Raw genomic sequence first — 17451 nt, 5'->3', positions numbered from 1 at the left:
ATTGCGGAGTGATTCTATCACAGCACCTGCGTGGACACGCAACCTGCCCCGCTGGTTTTATACTAGGCACCATGAATATGACACTAGAACAGATTGCCCGGCTGCTCGAGGAGGAGGGCCTGCTCGCGCAGGACGCTCCGAGCCTAGCCGCCGCAGGCACCACCGCCATCACGGGCGTCGACTGCGACTCTCGCTTTGCTGCGCCCAACCACCTCTTCGTCTGCAAGGGGGCCGCGTTCAAGCCGGCCTACCTGACAGGCGCGCTCGCCGCAGGCTGTGTCGCGTACCTATGCGACGAGTCGCACGGCGCCGAGCTTGCCGCGACGGCCCCCGACGCGCCCGCGCTGGTCGTGCGCGACGACGGGCTTCGCCGCGCGATGGCAGTCACCAGCGCCGAGGCATGGGGGCATCCCGACAGGCAGCTTGACGTCATCGGCATCACGGGCACCAAGGGCAAGTCGACCGTCGCCTACATGATGCGCGCCATTCTGGACGCAGGCGAGCCCAAGTCCCACTGCGCAATCATGGGTTCCATCGACACGTTCGACGGCGTCGAGGACGCGGAGAGCGTCAACACCACGCCCGAGCCGCCCGATCTGTGGCGCCACATCGACAACGCCGCGCGCTCCGGCCTGGGCCACATGGTCATGGAGGTCTCGAGCCAGGCACTCAAGTACGACCGCGTGGTCGGCCTGACGTTGGACGTCTCGTGCTTCCTCAACATCGGGCGCGACCACATTTCGCCGCGCGAGCACCCCAGCTTCGAGGACTACTTCGAGAGCAAGCTGCGCATCTTCGACCAGGCATCCTCTGCCGTCGTCAACCTCGAGTCCGAACAGGCAGGCGTCGTCCTGGAGCACGCCCGTCGCACCGGCAGGGTCATGACCTTCTCGTCCGCTTCTGACGCAGCCGAGAAGGGCGCAGACGTCTGGTGCGAAGAGGTCACCTCCCACGGCGGCATTCAGGCCTTCACGGCACACACCCCGTCGTGGGAGGGCGAGGTCACGCTCTCGATGGCCGGCCTCTTCAATGTTGACAACGCCCTGGCGGCCATTGCGATGTGCGAGCTTCTGGACGTCCCCCAGCTGCAGGTGCGTCAGGGCCTGGCACACGTTCGCGTGCCCGGGCGCATGGAGCTCCTCCCCACGGCCGACCCCAAGGTCACCGGTATCGTCGACTACGCGCACAACAAGCTCTCGTACCAGAAGTTCTTCCACTCCGTCGCCCACGAGTTCGCGGATCGCAAGATCATCGCCGTGCTGGGCGCGCCAGGTGGCAAGGCGTACGAGCGCAGGCAGGAGCTTCCTCAGGAGGCCGCCAAATGGGCCGACCATCTGATCTTTACCGAGGAGGACCCCGCGCACGACTCCGTTGCAGAGATCTGCCGTCAGATGGCCGAAGCCACTCCGGCAGGCTGCGCGCACGAGTCTATCGTCGAGCGCCCCCTGGCCATCCGCCGCGCAGTTCAGCTTGGCTTCGCCGCACCCAATGGCGCCGTCATCTGCCTGCTAGCCAAGGGCGACGAGACCGTGCAGCACGTCGGAGACCGCTTCGTGCCCATGGAGACCGACGGCTCCGTGTTCGAGCGCGAGGTGGCGGCCGCCCTTCTGGCGGGCGCCGACGGAAACGCCCCAGACGACGCTCGTTCCAGCAGATAGTTCGCTTGTCCAAGCACCCGGTCGCCTCGTGGTGCCGGGTGCTCTCACAAAGAAAGGCACCGCATGCCCTCGCTCTCGCTTCCGACCTTCCCCTCCGACGCCTCGACCCTCCCCGGCGACCTCGCCGACCGACTCTCGCGCATCAAGTACGTGATCACCGACACCGACAACACCATGGTCAGCCACGGCCAGGCGCTCGCCTCGGCCGACGGCACGCCCTCCATCGAGCTGGCCCAGACCCTAGTGGACATGAGGCGTGCGGGCATGAGCGTCGTCCCCTGCACCGGACGCAACCGCGCCATGATCCGCGAGGACGTTCGCATGCTCGGCCTCCCGGGCTGGATAGGCGAGATGGGTGGCATCCTCTGTCTGCACGAGGGCACGGAGGCAGACTGGCGCTACTTCACCGCGGACATGCCATACGACCCCAGCTGCGGCCTGACCCCGCACGACGTGATCTACAAGACGGGCGTGATCGACCGCATGCTCAGGCGCTGGTACGACTGCCTCGAGGCATATAACGACAACAACATTGGCTACCAGTACCGCGAGGTCACCTTCGCGCTACGCGGAGCCGTCATCGAGGACGAGGCGCAGGCGATGCTGGACGAGACGGGCCTGCCCCTGTACCTGGCGGACAACGGCTTCGTGAGTCGCATCACCGGAAACACCATCCTCCCGCACTTCCCCGACGGCAAGGTGCGTGACGTCCACACCTACCACGTGACGCCACGCGGCCTCGACAAGGGATCTGCCACCAAGCGCTACATCGAGCTGATGGGCTGGGACCCCAGGGAGGTCATCGCCTGCGGAGACTCGCCCGCGGACTGCGACATGGCCCCGCACGTCGGAACGTTCCTGCTCATGCGCAACGGCATCAACAACCCGAAGACCCAGGCCGCCCTGGCCGATGCGGGCAACGCCTTCGTCTCGGCGGCAAACAGCACCGACGGCTTCTGCATGGCCATGCGCACGCTGCTGGCGCTCAAATCCTAGCAATCCCGCCGCCGCGAGGGGCGCCACGCGGCGGCGGCTCAATACCTGACGCGAAACGAGTCCTCGGCAACCACGGGGATGTCATTCTCGTCCACGAGCGTCGCCTTGATCCACGTGTCGGCGCTCGCCGAGGCCGCCGCAACCTCCTTTTTGAATTCATCAACCTGCCCGGGCAAGCCCTGGACCTCGACGAGTACGTCACCGTCGTCGAGGTTCTCGACCCAACCGGCGACCTCGACGCGCCGCGCGATCTGCTGGGCGGTAAAGCGAAAGCCAACCGCCTGGACCTCTCCCGCATAACGCAGACGGCGGCGCACCGCACCCTCGGAAACCGGGCGAGAAGTTCTCTGCCTCTTCCATGGCCAGGTAAAGCCCATCGCGTCTTCCCCCTCATGACGGCGAGCCACGTAACGAGAAAGGGTGCGGCCACGACGTGACCGCACCCTCATGATACGTGCCTGCGAGTCAGAAGCACCCGAGGCTTGTCTGGTACTTCCGGCAACGGGTGACGTGCCTACTCCTCGACGTAGGGCTTCTTCCAGAAGGAAAGAATCAGCGCGCCGACGACAGAGCCGATGAGACCCGCGAGCAGCCACATGGCAGGGTTGCCGATGACCGCAACGACCCAGGCGCCACCGTGGGGCGCGGGACTGGTGCAGCCAAAGAAGGCCGAGAGAGCACCCGCGACGGCAGAGCCGATGATGCAGGAGGGAAGCACGTGGCCGGGGTCAGCCGCGGCAAACGGAATGGCGCCCTCGGAGATGAAGGAGAGGCCCATGATGTAGTTCACCAGGCCCGCGGAGCGGTCGGCCTTGGACCACTTGTTCTTGAAGAACGTGGTGGAGAGGGCAATGACCAGGGGCGGAACCATGCCGCCAATCATAACGGACGCCATGACGACCTGACCGGACGCGGTGCCAGCGGCAAGGGCGCCGGTGCCGAAGACGTAGGCAGCCTTGTTGAAGGGGCCGCCCATGTCGATGGACATCATGCCGCCGACGACAGCACCGAGCAGGACGATGTTCGTGGTGCCCATGCCGTTAAGCCAGTTGTTGAGGGCCGTGTTGATGGACCCGAAGATCGGGTTGAGGACGAACATGGCAGCACCAATGGCAAGGGTGCCCAGCAGCGGGTAGATGAGCATCGGCTTGATGCCCTCAAGGGAGTCAGGCAGCTTCTCGCAGGCCTTCTCGAGCCAGAGGACCATGTAGCCCGCGGCGAAGCCAGCAAACAGCGCTGCAATAAAGCCGCCGGAGACGCAGGCCGCTGCAGCCGCATCGGGGTCGCTCATCATGAGGTTGACGTAAGCCAGGCTGTAGCCCGCCTTGGCGAACAGGCCGCCGACGAAGCCAGGCGCGAGGCCGGGACGGTCAGCAATGGACATGGCGATGAAGCCCGCGAGGACCGGGAGCATCAGGCCGAAGGCCTCGCCACCAATGGTCTTAAAGAACGCGGCGGCGGGAATGGAGGAGCCATATGCCGCGGTACCCAGACCAGGCTGGTCGACCAGGAAGGCGATTGCGGTCAGGATTCCACCGCCGATAACGAACGGAAGCATGTGACTGACGCCGTTCATCAGGTGCTTGTAGATGATGCTCCAGCCAGACTCCCCCTTAGTCTCGGCAGCAGCCGCGGGGGCGGAACCCTCCTGGACCGGGGCCTCGTTGTTGAGAATGGTATCGATAAGCCTCTCGGGCTCCTTGATGCCAGCGGAGACGTTAGTGGAGAGAACCTGCTTGCCCGCGAAGCGAGAGCGCTCGACGTTCTTGTCGGCCGCGATGATGACGCCCTTGGCGGCAGCAATCTCCTCGGCGGTCAGGACGTTCTTGGCGCCGGCAGAGCCCTGGGTCTCGACCTTGATGGTGACGCCCATCTCCGTGGCCTTCTTCTCGAGGTTCTCGGCGGCCATGTAGGTGTGGGCGATGCCCGTGGGGCACGCGGTGATGGCGACGATGTCGGGAAGGGCGCACTTACTCTCGGCGGAGTCGGAGGCCTCGGTCGCGGCCTCAGCACGCTCCTCCGCGGCCTTCTCGGCCTGGGCATCATCGATAACCTTGAGGAACTCCTCGGGGGTCTTGGCCGCACGCAGGGCGTCGGCGAAGTCCTGGTGCATCAGGAGCCTGGAGAGCTGCGCCAGAATAGCGAGGTGGGTGTTGGCCTCTCCCTCAGGTGCGGCGATCATGAAGGCCAGGTCGCTCGCGCCGCCATCCGGTGCGCCCCAGTCGACGCCGTCGGCGATGGTCATGGCCGCAAGTCCCGGCTGCTTGACCGCGCTGGTCTTGGCGTGTGGGATGGCGATTCCGTCGCCAACGGCCGTGCTGAACTCGGCTTCGCGTGCCATGATCGCCTCTTTGTAGGCGGTCTCGTCCGCGATGTTGCCAGATGCCACCTGGAGGGCGACAAGCTGGTCGATGGCGTCGTCACGACTCGAGGCGGTGACCCCGATCCTGACGCCCTCGGGCTTCAGCAAATCCGTAATCTTCACGTGTGCTCCCTTCGCGTATACACGTTCCATAATGCAGCCCGCTCCCCTACAGGGATGCGAGCAGATTCTCTACCTCGGGACGGGTGGCCAGGTCAGGCGAGAAGGCGCTCGCCGAGCCCGTGCAGACACCCATCTTGAATGCGGTAGCGTAGTTGCCGTCGCTCTCCAGGTACCCCGCGATGAAGCCGGCAACCATGGAGTCGCCCGCGCCGACGGAGTTGACAACGGTTCCCTTGGGAGCCTCGCTCATGACGACCTCGCCGGTCTCCGAGACGAAGACCGCACCCTCGCCGGCCATCGAGACGAGCACGTTGCGCGCGCCCTTCTCCTGCAGCTTCTTGGCGTAGGGGACGACCTCCTCGCGCTTGTTGAGCTCCACGCCGAATATGGCGCCCAGCTCATGGTTGTTGGGCTTGATGACAAACGGGTGATACTGCAGGACGTTGACAAGCAGGTCGCGCTCGGCATCCACGGCAATGTCGACGCCGCGGCCCTCGAGCCTGCCCATGATGCGCTGGTACATGTCACCCGGAAGCATCGAGGGGACACTGCCCGCGATGACCAGGATGTCGCCCTTTCCGAGCTTGTCGAGCTTCTGGTAGAGGGCGTCGATGTCGTCCGGGGTGATCTTGGGACCCATGCCGTTGATCTCGGTCTCGTCCTCGGCCTTGAGCTTCATGTTGATGCGGCTCATTCCCTCGGCGACCGTGACGAAGTCGCAGTCGACGCCATAACCGACAGTGCGCTCGACGATCTCGCGGCCCGTGAAGTCGGCGACGAAGCCCAGAGCGGTCGACTTGTGACCCAGGTTGTTGAGAACGATCGAGACGTTGATGCCCTTGCCACCAGGAAGGACGTTCTCGTAGTTGACGCGGTTGACCGCGCCCAGCTTCAGCGAGTCGAGCCTCACGATGTAATCGAGAGACGGGTTAAACGTGACCGTATAGATCATGGCTATCCTTTCACCTCGACGAAGTTGTCATACTGCCGGTATTCGGGATCACACGGCATTGCATCCGTGATGATTGTCGCGTCCTCAAAGGCGCCGAAGCCCACAGGCGAGACGCGATCGAACTTGCTCGAGTCACACAGGACGTACGCGTGCTGCGTCTGACGCAGGGCCGCCTCCTTGACGGTGGCCTCCTCAAGCTCGGGAGTGGTAAACCCCGCCTCGGGAGTGACCCCATTCGCCCCGAAGAAGCCAACCGTAAAGTGCATGCGGCTGATTGCCTCGACCGTGGCTGCGCCCACGACGACCTCCGTTAGCGGCTTCAGGGTTCCGCCAAGGAGAATAACGTGGCATCCGCGGCCGAGGAGCCTCTGCGCAACGGGAAGCGAATCGGTCACGAAGGTTGCACTGGTCTGGCCCATCATCTCGGCCATGGTGATGGTCGTGGTGCCACCGTCGATGTAGACGAAGTCGTCGGGCTCGACCAGCCCCACGGCAACGCGCGCGATGGCCTCCTTCGCAGAAGCGTTCAGGCGCGACCTGCTTGCCGACGCCTCGTCGTGAAGCTGCGAGTTGGCGCGAATCTTAGTTGCGCCGCCATGGACGCGAGCAACCAGACGCCGGCGGCTCAAGACCGAGAGGTCACGTCGGATGGTGGACTCCGAGGCATCGAAGGCGCTCATGAGCTCCATGGTAGAGACCGAGCCCTTGCGCTGGACATACTCGGCGATCTGCGCCTGTCTCTCCTCAGCAAGCATGCTCGTCCTCCTCGGGTGACCGATCCCCTACCGGAAAAATGATAAATCCGTCACTTTCGTTCATTATCGATCATTTCCAATCACAGTATACCTAACGGGCGAGTGGTATGCATCGAGCATTACGCGGCGTTTTGGCCAAGAAGTACACACCGTCTAAGTCAATGAATTGACACTTCCGAATTTCCGTTACCGTTACGTGACTGGTTTTGAACGGTTCTTCGGCCCCAGTCACGCGCCCCTGCCCCCCAGACGCACGAAGGGAGCCCGTCGGCCTGGCCGGCGGGCTCCCTTCCCTATTGTTCGCATTTATGTGGCGACGCCCTTAGAAGTTGACGGGAGTGTCGTTGTAGACGCACTCGAGCAGCTTCTCCATCTCCTCCTGCGTGGGCTGGCGCGGGTTGGAGCCGGTGCAGGCGTCGAGCAGCGCGTTGGCCGCGACGTCGTGCTTCTTCGCCTCAAACTCCTCGTAGTCGATGACGGAGGCGTCGGCCTTCACGCCGCCGGCACCATAGTTCTTGATGCCCTGCGGAATATCGATCTGGTCGTTGATGTCGCGAATCTTCTGGACCAGCGCCTCGACGAGCCCGTCCTCGGTAGTGCCCTCAAGATGCAGGATCTCCTTGGCAATGTAGGCATAGCGGCTCTTGGCGCGGGCATCCTTGGCGTTGAACTGGATGACCTTGCCCAGGTACATGGCGTTTGCGCAGCCGTGGATGATGTGGTCGCCGGTAAACGCGGCGCCAGTCTTGTGGGCCATGGAGTGGACGATGCCCAGCAGACCCGAGGAGAACGCGATGCCGGCGATGCACTGTGCGTCATGCATGTGCTTGCGGGCCTCGTGGTCGCCCGTGTAGGACTTGGGCAGCCACTCGACGATCTCGCGGATGGCGTGGAGCGCGTTAGCGTCGGTGTACATGGAGGCCGCAGTGGAGACGTAGGCCTCGATAGCGTGGGTAAGTGCGTCCATGCCGGTGTGCGCGCAGAGCTTTGCGGGCATGGTGTACGTCAGCTCGGGGTCGACGATGGCGACGTCCGGGGTGATCTCGAAATCTGCGATGGGGAACTTGATGCCCTTGGAGTAGTCGGTGATGATCGAGAATGCGGTGACCTCGGTCGCGGTGCCCGAGGTAGAGGAAATCGCGCAGAAGTGCGCCTTGGTGCGGAGCTTCGGCAGGCCAAAGACCTTACACATGTCCTCAAACGTGGTCTCGGGGTACTCGTACTTGATCCACATGGCCTTGGCGGCGTCGATGGGAGAGCCGCCACCGATGGCGACGATCCAGTCGGGCTGGAACTCCTGCATGACGGCGGCACCGCTCATGACCGTCTCGACGGAGGGGTCGGACTCGACGCCCTCGATCAGCTTGACCTCCATGCCAGCGGACTCGAGGTCAGCCTGAACATCCTGGAGGAAGCCACCGCGCTTCATGGAGCCGCCGCCACAGACGATGACAGCCTTCGAGCCCTGGAAGTTCTTGACCTCATGACGAGCGCCCTCGCCGAAGTACAGGTCACGCGGATTGGTAAAACGTCCCATAACACTCTCCTTTTTGTGGGGCCGCCAGCATTGGACGGCCAATGCACGAAGAGAAGGACTTTCGTCCTTCAGACCTACCAAATCGAGCCAGTCAGGGTCCTTCCTCACCCAACCAAGGCACAGCATACCCGTGCCAACTTTTGACTTTCTTCTAAATCCGCATACCTTTTTATCAGGCCATTTACTGATTCGAAACAGTGTTTGCATTGACGTTTTCTAATGTCCACAAGAGTATGTACATTTGCTTTGTGTCGACCGCCACCGCCCCAAATCCCCAAGGCGGCGCATGGCCTATATTTGGGTATGTATATGCCACGCCCTGCACGCCGGGGCCGCAACCGCCTACCACCAGGAGCCTGCGTGTCGTTCGATCCAAACAAAGAAGACTACCAGCGGCTAGGCCTCCGCTTTGCCGCATCGCTCGACGGGCAGGACCCCCAGAACGTTGCGCGGAGCTTTGCGAGCTTTGGGCGAACCTTCGCCCGCGACCGCGACAGCCTGCCCCAAACGGACCAGGACCGAGCCTTTCACCTTGTTGCCGTCGCCGCGACGACCATCGACTACGAGCTGCCCTTCGCCGACGACGTACGCGCGAAGCAGCTCATCCGGAAGGGTCACCAGCTCTTGGACGAGGCCCTTCAGCTGGACCCCACAAACGTAGACGCGCAGCGCATGAAGGCCGCGGCGGACATCCCCTCGTTCGAGGGATACTACGACTTCCTGCTCGACGGGGTCGACTCCGCGCGCGAAAAGTCGTTCAAGGCCGCAGGCCAGGCCGCCGAGGCCGAGCCCCACGGAGAACGCGCGAGGCTCGCCCGAGAGCTCGCCCTTCGCCCCTACCTACGCTGGCTTTCGACCCTGGCAAGCAAGGCCATCATCTGCGGTCACAACCGCCAGGCGCTCGCCACCTGTCAGAAGGTCTTCGAGCTCGACCCTCAGGACCAGGCCGACGCGCGCTTCACCGCCGCCATCGCTTACGCCAAGCTCGAGGACGAACAGGGGCTCGAGGGGCTTCGCCGCTTCGGGCGGAAGCAGACCGGGCTTCGCTCGCATGACGGCGACGACGCCTGGCTGCAGATTGCCCGCATCTCCATCGCTTACAAGAGACACGACCTGAGCACCGCAGAGTCGCAGCTGCGCGCGCTCCTGGGCAGCTACCCCTTTGCAGCCGAGGCGATCGTTTCTCAGCGAGAGCTCCCCGACGGCGTGTTTGCCCGGCTGGCCGTACCCGCCTTCAGCGAAGACGAGCTCATTCTTGCCATCTCGGAGTGCACCGTCCTAATACAGGAGGGCCGCGACAGGGCCGGCCGCGGCGCGCTGGGCTCCTGGCTCATCCAGGCCGCCCACCGCATCGACCCCGCCGGAGCCAGCCGTGGCCTCGAGCAGGATTCCGCCGACAACCCCAAGGGAGGCCTGAGCCGATGAACGCACGAGACGAGTTCGTACTCAGGCTTGCGACAAAGCGCGGCGCCAAGCTGAGACTTTCGGACAGCGGCTACGCAGAGTTGCTCCTGGCCGTGCAAGAGGACCCCACGAAGTTCATGGAGGACGCCTCGGACGAGGCCTTCCTCTGCATTGCGCAAGCACTTCGCCGCTACAACGAATCCCGGAGCAAGGACGAGTTCCTCGACGACGCCGACTTCATGCGCGAGCGCAAGCGCCGTCTCGAGCGCATGCGCCAGGATTGCGCGCAGGCCCTCGAGCTTGATCCCGGCTGCACGGACGCCCTCCTCCTGGAGGCAATAGCCCAGGACAGCGACCTCGACGCACTTCTCGACCGCCTCTTGGAGGTTGAGCGTGAGGCGAGCGAGAAGGACGGGCCCCTTCAGGCTGCGGGGTCGGGCGACGCCTGGGATGACGTCATGGTCCGCCCGCGCCTACGCGTTCAGGCGACCATCTCGCGCACCTGCCTCGACACGGGACGCTTTCGCATGGCGGACGCCGTCGGCCAGTCGCTCATCGCTCTTTCCCACAGCGACCACCTGGGCGCCCGGCACACCTGCGCGCTGGCGCTCGCCCGACTAGAGGATGAGGAGGCCTTCGACGCGCTTGACGCGAAGTTCTCGAGACGAGGGGACTGCTGGCTCCAGCTCTCACGCGTGATCCTTCTGTTTAAACTCGGGCGCATGGCAGCCGCCCGTCGCGCGCTGCGCGGCTTCAGGGGCCTGTGCGAGGGCGGCATCTACGCGCTCCTGAGACCCGTTATGGTCGACACTTACATGCCTGACCGGCCACAGTGCGATCCCTACAGCTTTGAGGAGGCTACGGTCGCCATCCACGAGGCCGACCCCATCATCGTTGACGTTCCCGACCTTCCGCAATGGGTCGAGAATCAGCCTGACATGCGCGAGGCGGCGATGTCGTTTGCGCAGAGGATGGGTTTTGACTGGTAGCAAGGGTCCCGTCTGGTATACTGCAGCGTGCGTCCCCATCGTCTAGTGGTTAGGACATCGCCCTTTCAAGGCGGCGACACGGGTTCGAATCCCGTTGGGGGCACCACGTTACTTCAGCTCTCTATCTCCAGAGAGCTTTTTTGTTAGGACAACGTCCCAGGGAGTCGAACCGCAAGGTCGCAAGGCGCCAGTGGCGCCTTGCGGGGTGAGCGCGAAGCGCGAACCCTCAGAGCCTTGCCCGAAGGGCAACGCGGGACTCCCGCTGGGGGCACCACGTGAGATTAGCCCTCCTATCTCTAGGAGGGTTTATTGTTAGGTCAACGCCGCAGGGAGTCGAACCCGTGAGCGCGTGCGTTGGCACGATATATCTGCCGAGTGCGCAATGCATTTTTTACAGTGATGGCATAAGTAACTGTCGGTATATAGATTCAAGAAGCAATGGGCTTAGCTGCCCACAGGGAGAAGGAGCACGTCAATGGAAAAGGTAGAGCGTTTGCTGGCGGAGCTGAAGGAGCATGCCTAAGCACAGGAACTCTTGAAGGAGCGCGACACGATCGAGACCATGTCGGACTTTGCCGAGGTAATCCTGTCCTCCGCGCAGAGGCTGGGGGTCGAAACGGATGTTGATGCCCCCGAGCTTGCTGGGTACCTGGAATCCATGGAGGCCTTCCAGAGAGACTCTACGGAGCAGGCGGCCGATGCGTTACTCGAGCTCGAAGATAGTGATCTGGAGAATGTTGCAGGCGGCAAAGGCCATTCGTGCGGTCAGTCTATGGGTGAGGCATTCGACCATGCGTTTGAATGCTGGAGCAACGACAAGTGCGCCACGTTCCTCTGGAACTAATCGGAGATGAAGTACATCCTAAACCGACAGATACATCTCGTTCTTCATGTCGTAGATGATGCGCTCGCTGATCCACGAGTTGATGTAGTTCTCCAGCACGCCCACCAGCTGGCTCGCGAGCATGGCGCCAAGGGCGGTAAACAGCAGCCTGACCAGCAGAGTCAGGTCATCGCCTACCAAGGCCTGGTCGACGATGCGTCCCGTGATGATGGGGGGGGCAGCAGGCCCACAACGCTCGAAACAAGGATGGCCACGAAGACGGCAATGAACTGAAGCCAGTAGGGCGCAAGATAGCTGAGGATTCTCTTGAGCAGCTGTGGCGTCACCTTGGGCGCATTGGCCTTCTCTTCCTCGGTCAGAAACTGCTGTCGTCTATATCCACCCGGTGCTGGCATGGCTACTCCTCAGGTGGTGGGTTTTGCCCATAGTACCAGCGGATTGTTACCACTTTGCAGCGCGTGTTCGTCCCCGACGGGCGAGCCGGCGTTAGATTTCGCGAATCTCGCGGATGCGCCATTCGCGCGGCGTGAGGCCCGTGGCGTGCTTGAAGGCCGTCTGCAGGTGGCTCTGTGATGAGAAGCCGGTCTGGTAGGCAATCTGTGCAATGTCGTAGTCAGTGGTGTCAAGCAGGCGTCGCGCACGCTCGACGCGCACGCGCCTCACGTAGGCCGCAAAGGTCTCGCCCGTCTCGTTCTTAAAGCGTGTGCAAAGCGTCTTGCGGCTCACGCCCAGGGCGTTTGCCACCGAGTCTCCGTCGAGGCGCTGCGAGAGGTGGCTGCGTACGTAGTTCATTGCCTGATGCGAAAGCGGGTGCGTACGCGCTTTGCCCTCTTTGCGAACAGCCTTGGTCAGCTCCAACATCATGGGAAGCACCAAGTAATGGGCCACTTCCTCGTTGCTCGTCTCGTTGGCGAGGTTCATATAGTGCTGTGTGATGGCAAACGAGCGGATGGCGGGCAATCCGCCCTTGCGGGCGGCCTCAATACAGGTGCTGGAAAGGAAGGCCACGGCAGAGCGTCCCTGTAACAGCGGATCGTCTGAGGTCTTGGGCTCCATAAGCGGCATGTCGGTGCGGATGAAGCGCAGCAGACCATCGGTGTCGCCCAAGGCTATATAAGAAGCAAAGCCTTCGTACTGCTCGGCGATCTCGCGAGCAGACACGTCGGTGCTCACTGCTATGAACTGCATGTTCTTTGAGTAGGTCACGATCTCGGACATCTCGTCCTCGACGCTGGCCTTGTTGACAAAACTGACGGCGTCAATGATTTCCTGCTCGGTAAGAAGGGTGGGCATGACCAGCTCAAGATCTACGGCACTCATGAACCCTCCAATTGTGTGTGCACTACCACAAATCTAAAAAAAGGCGTAACACAGCTTGTATCTCAAACGATTTGCCATCTTCATACTTTACACACACAGTTACAGTTTGGCGCGACAAATTCAGAGGGTCGTACGAAAGCCCTCGGTTGTCATGCAAAACAGAAAGGCCGCGCTCTTTGGTCATAAAACTGAAAGGCCAAAAGGCGGTCGCGGAGAAGAGGGGAAAATCACCACATGCGTTACCTGCTTCTGGTCAGTCACGGCACAATGGCACCCGGCGTGCATAGCGTCATCCGCATGCTCCTGGGCGATCGTGAGAACGTGCTCAGCTGCTCGATGGAGGATGGCGTGTCGGCTGACACGTTTGTCGAGAAGCTTCGTGAGGTCATCGCTCCCATTACCGCTGACGACTCTGTCGTAGTCCTCGGCGACATCGTGGGCGGCTCGCCTCTCACCAATACCCTGAACACCCTCACCGAGGCTGGGCTGCTCGCCAAGACGATCGCGTTCGGCGGCCTTTCCCTGCCCATGGCTATCAGCGCCCTCATGGCCATCGAGGACGACCTCGATGACTCTGCCCTTGTTGAGAACGTCGTTTCCGAGGCAAGGGAGGGGGCTCGTCAGGTCGAGCTCGCCTTCGAGGACGAAGACGAAGACGACCTGTAAGGAACGACCCGCTTAGAAGGAAAGAAGGGAAGGCAACTATGATTTCGTTCGTCCGTATTGATGACCGTATGATTCACGGCCAGACCGTCACCCGCTGGAGCATTGAGTATCCCTGCGACGGCATCATCGCAGTCAATGACGTTGCGGCAAGCAACCCGGTCCTGAAGGCTGCCTACAAGGGTGCCGCTCCCGACAAGAAGATCTTTGTCTGGACCATGGACCACTTTAAGGAGAGCGCCGAGAAGGTGCTGGCCAGCAAGACCAAGTACTTCCTCATCACCAAGAACCCGCTTGACATGAAGGAGATCCTTGTTGACTTCGGCTTCAAGCCGTCCGACGTCAAGCGCGTCATCGTCGGCCCCTGCAACGACCGCCCCGGCACCGTCAAGCTCGGCAACAACCAGTCGATCACCGCTGAAGAGGCTCAGGCCTTTGAGGACATGACCAAGGCTGGCTACACCGTCGAGTTCGCACTGGTCAAGGAGACCTCGATTGGCGAGTGGCCCAAGTTCCGCGACCAGTTTGACGTTAAGTAGTTCCCTAGGCACCAACACCCATGGGCCCAGCTGGCAGGCGTACCCATGGGTGAGGCAAAAATGCCCATAAGGGCAATCTGTAAGTAGTGTAAACGGTTAGGAGGAGTTCATGGGAATCTCCATGTTCCAGGCCATCTTGCTTGGCCTGTTCGCCTGCTTGGCATCACTGCCGGGCATGGGCGGCACCACGGTCGGTAACTACACGCTCGGACGCCCGCTGGTGGGCGGCCTGATTGTCGGCCTCATCATGGGCGACATTCAGACCGGCATCATCGTCGGCGCAGCCATCCAGCTCGTCTACATCGCACTGGTCACCCCCGGTGGCACCGTCTCCGCAGACGTTCGTGCCGTCACCTACATCGGCATCCCTCTGGCCATCCTGGCCATCCATGCCCAGGGCCTGGATCCCAGCTCTGAGGCCGCCTCTGGTCTTGCCGCTTCCCTCGGCGCCGCCGTTGGTACCCTTGGTACCGTTCTGTTCTATGGCACCGCTACCCTCAACCTCGTGTGGCAGGGCATCGGCTGGAAGGCCATGGACGGTGGCAACTGGAAAACCATCAAGAAGACCATCCCCATGGTCGACTTTGTGTTCCCGTGGATCAGCCACATCGCATTCTCCTTCATCCCCACCGTGGTCATCTGCCTCGCCGGTGAGTCGATGGTCGGCCTGATGAAGGACTACCTGCCCATGGACGGCGTCGCCATGAAGACCCTCTTCACGGTCGGCTCGCTGCTTCCCGCCGTCGGTATCGCAATTCTGTGCAAGCAGGTCATCCAGAAGCCGCTCGACTGGGTCACCTTTGCCTTTGGCTTCATTCTGGCCGCAGTCATGGGCTGCAACCTCATCTGCTCGGCTGTCATCGCCGTCTTCTTCGCTCTGATCAACTTCAAGGTCGAACAGATCAAGCTTGCCCGTCCCGCCGTCGCTGCCGCTGGCGCAGCCTTCGACGATGAGGAAGAGGAGGACATCTAATCATGGCTGACCTCAAGAAAGTTTCCGCTGGCGCGCGCAAGAGCGCGTTCCTCCGCTGGATTTATGGCAACCTCACCTGCTTCTCGCAGGAGCACATGCAGACCTTTGGTTACCTTGCCGCCATGCTGCCCGTCGTGGACGAGCTGTATGACAACGACGAGGACAAGGTCAAGTACCTCAGCACCTATCGCACGTTCTTCAACACCGAGCCTCAGATCGGCACCATGGTTGTCGGCCTGACCGTCGGTCTTGAAGAGGCCCGCGCCAACGGTGAGCCCCTTGACGACGACACCATCAACGGCATCCGCGCCGGTCTGATGGGCCCGCTCGCCGGCCTCGGCGACTCCATCATCGTCGGCACCTTCATCCCCATCCTGCTCGGCATCGCCCTTGGTCTCTCCACTGGCGGCAGCGTGCTTGGCCCGCTGTTCTACATCATCGTGTGGAACCTCGCCATGTACTTTGGCATGAAGTTCGCCTTCGATCAGGGCTATGAGCTCGGTGGCTCCGCCGTTGAGGCTCTCGTCGGTCCGCAGTCCGCAGCTCTCCGTGACTCCATCGTCATGGTCGGCACCATGGTCATCGGCGCCGTTGCCGCAACCTGGATCAACATCACCACTGCCCTGAGCTTCCAGTTCTCCGCCGACAGCGGCCTGGTCCTTCAGGACACCCTCGACTCGATCTTCCCCAAGTTCCTCAACATCTTCTTCGTATGGCTGTGCTGGTACCTCATGACCAAGCGCAAGATGTCCCCGACCGTCGTCATGGGCCTGCTTGTGGTCGTCGCTCTCGTGGGCGTTCTGCTCGGCTTCTTCGACCCGGGTCTGTCCTACTAGTCATCAACGGAACGGAGTGGGCAAGATGGGACTTCGTGTGGCGTTTCGCGGAAAGGATGGAGAGCCCTCCCTCTATCGCCGCGCCTGGAAAGAGACCGACAACCCGCTGGTTGCCGAAGCTCGCGCCCAGACCCTCGCGATCCAGAAGCTTCAGCTTTGGTTGCGTCTTGCCTACTCCGCTCTAGCCCTGGCTGTGCTCTTGGGCTATTGGGGCTTTCAAGAAGGTGGAGGGCTCGTAGCAGGGATTGCGGGTGTCGTTATAGGTGTCCTCGCGCTCGTGTGCGTATTGGTGCTCAGAGCGGGCATTAACAACGGGCGTAAGAACGTCAACGCCATGCTCGAATCGCTGCAACCAAATAAGGAGCCGCACGCTTCTGTCTCAGGTGAATAGAAACGTGACTACCTCCCTTCCTTTTTCCTTTGCCCCGCATGGACCCTCCTCCATGCGGGGCGCCCTTGTAACGGCCTGAGCTGCGTGCGATTTGCCGCAGCGCACTGAGAGGAGCTGACGTGACCGATCAGCCGCAAGTGGGAATCGTCTTTACCGACGTGGACGGTACCCTTGTCGACAACGAGCATCATCCCATGGCCGCAAGTGCCCCCACCATCAGCGTCGTTGCGAAGCTGATGCCGTTCTGCCTGGTGTCGGCCCGCTCTCCCGAGGGGCTCTACCCCATTCAGGAGCAGCTGGGCTTTACGGGGCCGCTTGCCTGTTTCTCGGGTGCGTATGTGCTCGACCACGAGGGCAACGAGCTCTTTAGCACCGTCATTCCCACCGAGCATGCCCTGCGCATCAAGCGCTACCTCGAAGAGGAGCTGCCCGATGTGGTTGCCGGTACCTATGGTTTTCACGATTGGATCGTGGACGACCGCTCGGACCCGCGCGTAGTAAAGGAAGAGTACTTCGTGCAGGCCGAAAGCCGTGAGAGTCGCGATCTTGCCGGAACCTTTGGTGACCGAGGCGTGCACAAGTTTCTTCTGATGGGCGAGCCCGAATCGATCTTGGCCGCCCAGAGCAGGGTGGCGCAGGAGTTTCCCGAGCTGACGGTAGTGCGCTCCAACGCCACGCTCTGCGAGATCATGAGCGGAGGGGCAAGCAAGAGCCACGCTATCGAGGTGCTCTGCAACCACTACGGGGTTAGCCCTGCCGAGGCTGTGGCCTTTGGCGATGGCCCCAATGACATTGACATGCTTGCCGCAGTGACGCAATCGTACGCTATGGCCAACGCCGAGGAAGAGGTCAAACGCGCGGCGGCACACACGATTTCCTGGAGCAACGTGGAGAGCGGCGTGGCACGCGCGTTGGCCCAGCTTGTGCTTGACACCGATTCCCTCTGATCTGAGGCGGGCATATCTGAGCCTGGTTCGTTTCTGCTGACAACATGAGCCATGCCTGCAGACAAGAACAGGGGGCTGTATCAAAAGCCTCTGAATAGAACGGGTGGGTTCCGCGAGGGGCCCACCCGTTCTCGTGCTCCGGGATGCCGCCTCACTGCCTCG

Annotated in this window: 18 protein-coding genes and 1 tRNA gene; 12 read left to right on the top strand and 7 right to left on the bottom strand. The window is 62.1% G+C overall.

Going from position 1 to position 17451, the window contains the following annotated elements; genetic code table 11:
- The first annotated feature begins 77 nt into the window (after nucleotides 1-77).
- Together B5D13_RS05865 and B5D13_RS05860 are read left to right on the top strand one after the other, a co-directional pair.
- A complete protein-coding gene (locus tag B5D13_RS05865; RefSeq protein ID WP_234970721.1) occupies nucleotides 78-1658 on the top strand; it encodes a Mur ligase family protein in 1581 nt (526 codons plus the stop codon).
- Nucleotides 1659-1721: 63 nt separating this feature from the next.
- Nucleotides 1722-2654, top strand: coding sequence for an HAD hydrolase family protein (locus B5D13_RS05860; protein ID WP_078687384.1), 933 nt, complete (start codon nucleotides 1722-1724; stop codon nucleotides 2652-2654).
- A 38-nt stretch (nucleotides 2655-2692) separates the two neighbouring features.
- Here the strand turns inward: B5D13_RS05860 and B5D13_RS05855 are convergent, their stop codons facing one another.
- The 5 genes from B5D13_RS05855 to B5D13_RS05835 all read right to left on the bottom strand — a co-directional run bounded on the left by B5D13_RS05855 (nucleotide 2693) and on the right by B5D13_RS05835 (nucleotide 8383).
- Entirely contained in the window at nucleotides 2693-3031 is a 339-nt protein-coding gene (locus B5D13_RS05855; protein ID WP_159443996.1) for an acylphosphatase, read from the bottom strand.
- A gap of 137 nt (nucleotides 3032-3168) precedes the next feature.
- Nucleotides 3169-5139, bottom strand: coding sequence for a PTS fructose transporter subunit IIABC (locus B5D13_RS05850; RefSeq protein ID WP_078687382.1), 1971 nt, complete (start codon nucleotides 5137-5139; stop codon nucleotides 3169-3171).
- Between the two features lie 46 nt (nucleotides 5140-5185).
- Nucleotides 5186-6091: a 1-phosphofructokinase gene (gene pfkB, locus B5D13_RS05845; RefSeq protein ID WP_078687381.1), complete on the bottom strand. Its 906-nt coding sequence runs from the start codon at nucleotides 6089-6091 to the stop codon at nucleotides 5186-5188.
- 2 nt (nucleotides 6092-6093) lie between these two features.
- Nucleotides 6094-6846 (bottom strand): DeoR/GlpR family DNA-binding transcription regulator, encoded by a 753-nt coding sequence (locus B5D13_RS05840; RefSeq protein WP_078687380.1) that lies wholly within the window; start codon nucleotides 6844-6846, stop codon nucleotides 6094-6096.
- Nucleotides 6847-7168: 322 nt separating this feature from the next.
- Nucleotides 7169-8383: an iron-containing alcohol dehydrogenase gene (locus tag B5D13_RS05835; RefSeq protein ID WP_078687379.1), complete on the bottom strand. Its 1215-nt coding sequence runs from the start codon at nucleotides 8381-8383 to the stop codon at nucleotides 7169-7171.
- A gap of 360 nt (nucleotides 8384-8743) precedes the next feature.
- Between B5D13_RS05835 and B5D13_RS05830 the strand changes: the two genes are divergently transcribed.
- The 4 genes from B5D13_RS05830 to B5D13_RS05815 all read left to right on the top strand — a co-directional run bounded on the left by B5D13_RS05830 (nucleotide 8744) and on the right by B5D13_RS05815 (nucleotide 11620).
- Nucleotides 8744-9808: a response regulator receiver protein gene (locus B5D13_RS05830; protein ID WP_078687378.1), complete on the top strand. Its 1065-nt coding sequence runs from the start codon at nucleotides 8744-8746 to the stop codon at nucleotides 9806-9808.
- Nucleotides 9805-10776 (top strand): hypothetical protein, encoded by a 972-nt coding sequence (locus B5D13_RS05825; RefSeq protein ID WP_078687377.1) that lies wholly within the window; start codon nucleotides 9805-9807, stop codon nucleotides 10774-10776. The genes B5D13_RS05830 and B5D13_RS05825 overlap by 4 nt, the downstream gene beginning before the upstream one ends.
- A 31-nt stretch (nucleotides 10777-10807) precedes the next feature.
- Nucleotides 10808-10882: transfer RNA gene (locus B5D13_RS05820), tRNA-Glu, on the top strand.
- Nucleotides 10883-11311: 429 nt separating this feature from the next.
- Nucleotides 11312-11620, top strand: coding sequence for a hypothetical protein (locus B5D13_RS05815; protein ID WP_078687376.1), 309 nt, complete (start codon nucleotides 11312-11314; stop codon nucleotides 11618-11620).
- 18 nt (nucleotides 11621-11638) lie between these two features.
- On the opposite strand, the gene B5D13_RS08640 is transcribed toward B5D13_RS05815, so the two are convergent.
- Nucleotides 11639-11800 carry an ABC transporter ATP-binding protein gene (locus B5D13_RS08640; RefSeq protein ID WP_143327753.1) on the bottom strand — a complete coding sequence of 54 codons (162 nt, stop codon included), beginning with the start codon at nucleotides 11798-11800 and terminating at the stop codon, nucleotides 11639-11641.
- 306 nt (nucleotides 11801-12106) lie between these two features.
- Entirely contained in the window at nucleotides 12107-12940 is an 834-nt protein-coding gene (locus B5D13_RS05805) for a helix-turn-helix domain-containing protein (RefSeq protein ID WP_078687374.1), read from the bottom strand.
- Between the two features lie 234 nt (nucleotides 12941-13174).
- On the opposite strand from B5D13_RS05805, the gene B5D13_RS05800 reads away from it, so the two are divergent.
- The 6 genes from B5D13_RS05800 to B5D13_RS05775 all read left to right on the top strand — a co-directional run bounded on the left by B5D13_RS05800 (nucleotide 13175) and on the right by B5D13_RS05775 (nucleotide 17289).
- Nucleotides 13175-13606, top strand: a complete 432-nt coding sequence (locus tag B5D13_RS05800) for a PTS sugar transporter subunit IIA (RefSeq protein WP_078687373.1) — start codon at nucleotides 13175-13177, stop codon at nucleotides 13604-13606.
- A 38-nt stretch (nucleotides 13607-13644) separates the two neighbouring features.
- Nucleotides 13645-14142, top strand: a complete 498-nt coding sequence (locus B5D13_RS05795) for a PTS sugar transporter subunit IIB (RefSeq protein WP_078687372.1) — start codon at nucleotides 13645-13647, stop codon at nucleotides 14140-14142.
- Between the two features lie 109 nt (nucleotides 14143-14251).
- A complete protein-coding gene (locus B5D13_RS05790; RefSeq protein ID WP_078687371.1) occupies nucleotides 14252-15115 on the top strand; it encodes a PTS mannose/fructose/sorbose/N-acetylgalactosamine transporter subunit IIC in 864 nt (287 codons plus the stop codon).
- Nucleotides 15116-15117: 2 nt separating this feature from the next.
- Entirely contained in the window at nucleotides 15118-15951 is an 834-nt protein-coding gene (locus B5D13_RS05785) for a PTS system mannose/fructose/sorbose family transporter subunit IID (RefSeq protein WP_078687370.1), read from the top strand.
- A 16-nt stretch (nucleotides 15952-15967) separates the two neighbouring features.
- The gene (locus B5D13_RS05780; RefSeq protein WP_143786726.1) at nucleotides 15968-16342 is read left to right on the top strand and encodes a hypothetical protein; all 375 of its coding nucleotides are present in this window, start codon (nucleotides 15968-15970) and stop codon (nucleotides 16340-16342) included.
- 119 nt (nucleotides 16343-16461) lie between these two features.
- Nucleotides 16462-17289 carry a Cof-type HAD-IIB family hydrolase gene (locus tag B5D13_RS05775; RefSeq protein ID WP_159443995.1) on the top strand — a complete coding sequence of 276 codons (828 nt, stop codon included), beginning with the start codon at nucleotides 16462-16464 and terminating at the stop codon, nucleotides 17287-17289.
- Nucleotides 17290-17451: the final 162 nt, after the last annotated feature.

This window comes from Olsenella sp. KH1P3 (assembly GCF_900167315.1).
In the GTDB taxonomy this organism is placed as follows: domain Bacteria; phylum Actinomycetota; class Coriobacteriia; order Coriobacteriales; family Atopobiaceae; genus Olsenella_J; species Olsenella_J umbonata_A.
The sequence above is the reverse complement of the archived record's forward strand: the minus strand, read 5'-3'. Positions and strand labels throughout refer to the sequence as shown.